The following is a 2251-nucleotide window of genomic DNA, read 5'->3' as shown; positions in this document are numbered from 1 at the left end:
GCTAAAAAGAGAAGACCGGCTCAACTGTGGTGCCTGTGGATATGATTCCTGTCGAGAGCTGGCTATCGCCGTCTGTCAAGGTTTGGCAGAGATTGAGATGTGCTGGCCTTACTTGGTCAACGAATTACAAACTACACAGGATGAACTCCTCAGGGCTGAGAAGTTGACTTCCCTGGGCCAGTTGGCTGCCTCAATCGCTCACGAGATTAATAATCCTCTGGCTGGAGTCCTGGTTTACACTCAGCTGCTATCGAAAAAGGTGACTGGTGATGCTGTTAAGAAAGAAGAAGCACTGAGTTACCTTTCCAAGATGGAATCCGAGGTAGGTCGTTGCTCCAGGATAATCCGAAATCTTTTGGATTTTGCTCGTCAGACAGAGCCGATGTTGAGGCTGGTGGATGTTAACCAGGTTATAGAACAGGTCTTGGCTATGGTAGGTCATCAAGCTCAACTTCAAAACGTTGAGGTTGTGAAAGAGTTTAGCCCATCCTTGCCTAAGGTCATGGCTGACTTCGACCAGCTTCAGCAGATATTTACCAATCTCATGCTTAATGCTATCCAGGCAATGCCTGAAGGGGGCAGGCTGACCCTTCGCAGCTCGGCGATGGATAGTGAGGTCAGAGTTGATGTTCAGGATACGGGCTGTGGTATCTCAAAAGAGAATCTGTCCAAGCTTTTCACCCCTTTCTTCACCACCAAGGCAAAAGGCAAGGGTGTAGGATTAGGATTAGCTGTAGCGCATGGGATTATTGAGAGGCACAAGGGAAGGATCAAAGTACAAAGTGAGGTGGGGAAGGGAACCACCTTCAGCGTCTATTTGGGAGGACACAACGATGAAAAAGGTTAAAGTACTCGTGGTTGATGATGAAGCTATTGTCCGAGAGGCGCTAAGCGACTGGCTCAATGATATTGGCTATCAGGTTTTCACTGCTGAGAACGGTCACAAGGCGTTAGAGGTGATTGAGAAGGAAAAGCCAGGCATCATGATTGCCGATCTCGTGATGCCAGGTATGGATGGTATTGAGTTGATGAAAAGAGCTAAAGCGCAGCAGCCCAATATTGAGGTTATTATCATCACAGCCTATGCCAGCATACCTACGGCTATAACTGCCATGAAGGAAGGAGCTTTCGATTACATTGAGAAGCCTTTTTGCCCTGAGAGGGCTGAATTATTAGTCAAGAAATTAGCTGAACATCAAGAACTAGTTGAGGAAAACTTCTCCCTGCGTCAGAAATTGGAAGACCGTTACCGCTTTGAGAACATCATAGCGAAAAGCTCTAAGATGCAGCGGGTAATCGAGGTAATAAAAGTCGTAGCTAAGAGCAACGCCACCGTATTGATCACAGGCGAGAGTGGCACAGGGAAGGAGTTGGTGGCACGTGCCATTCACTCTCAGAGCCATCGTCGGAACAAGCCCTTCGTCGCTGTTAGTTGTGCTGCTTTGCCGGAAAGCCTCTTAGAAAGTGAGCTATTTGGCCATGAGAAAGGTTCCTTCACTGGAGCTTACGCTCAAAAGAAAGGGAAATTCGAGTTTGCCAATGGGGGGACACTTTTTTTAGACGAAGTCGGCGAGATGAGTGCCAATATCCAGGTTCACCTGCTAAGGGTCTTAGAAGAGAAAGAATTTACTCGTGTCGGTGGCAATGAGCCAATTAAGGTTGATGTAAGAGTTATTTCAGCGACTAATAAGGACTTAAGAAAGGCAATAGAAAAGCAGGAATTTCGAGAAGACCTTTATTACCGACTCAATGTAGTTAACATCGAATTGCCTCCCTTAAGGGAAAGAAAGGAAGATATCCCTCTATTAGCTGAACATTTCTTGCATAAATTTGCAATGGAGAATCGGAAAGAGGTTACCGAATTCTCTCCCGAGGCTATAGAGTTTCTGCTTCATTATGACTGGCCGGGCAATGTCCGTGAGCTGGAAAACGCCATTGAAAGGGCAATCATCCTGTCTAAGGATAGCCCTATCACTTCCGCTGACCTGCCTCAGGAAAATCTGTCGCCGGTTGGCTCAGCCTCCGTAGGAAAAAACCTCAAAGAAGTGGAGAAGAGCCATATCTTAAATGTTCTTCGTGAAACCAGCGAGAACTACAGTGAGGCAGCTAGAATCTTGGGAGTCAGCAGGATGACCCTCTACAACAAGGCAAAGGAGTATGGTTTTGAAGTAAAAAAATAGACGTCGAGTGACTTTTTTCTTTACATAGTTAAAGATACAGTAAGTTTTCAGAATTGGTGAAAAAGGCTACC

Annotated in this window: 2 protein-coding genes; both read left to right on the top strand. The window is 46.2% G+C overall.

Annotated features, from left to right (window positions below; genetic code table 11):
• Positions 1-847, top strand: an 847-nt coding sequence (locus tag U9Q18_02405; protein MEA3313210.1) for an ATP-binding protein, incomplete at its 5' end; no start/stop codon positions are given.
• The gene (locus tag U9Q18_02400; GenBank protein MEA3313209.1) at positions 834-2180 is read left to right on the top strand and encodes a sigma-54 dependent transcriptional regulator; all 1347 of its coding nucleotides are present in this window, start codon (positions 834-836) and stop codon (positions 2178-2180) included. The genes U9Q18_02405 and U9Q18_02400, both read left to right, overlap by 14 nt.
• Positions 2181-2251: the final 71 nt, after the last annotated feature.

Source organism: Caldisericota bacterium (assembly GCA_034717215.1).
GTDB lineage: Bacteria > Caldisericota > Caldisericia > Caldisericales > Caldisericaceae > UBA646.
The sequence above is the reverse complement of the archived record's forward strand: the minus strand, read 5'-3'. Positions and strand labels throughout refer to the sequence as shown.

Coding starts and splice junctions, on each gene's coding strand:
- U9Q18_02400 (MEA3313209.1), top strand. CDS start 834: ATGAAAAAGGTTAAAGTACTCGTGGTTGATGATGAAGCTATTGTCCGA.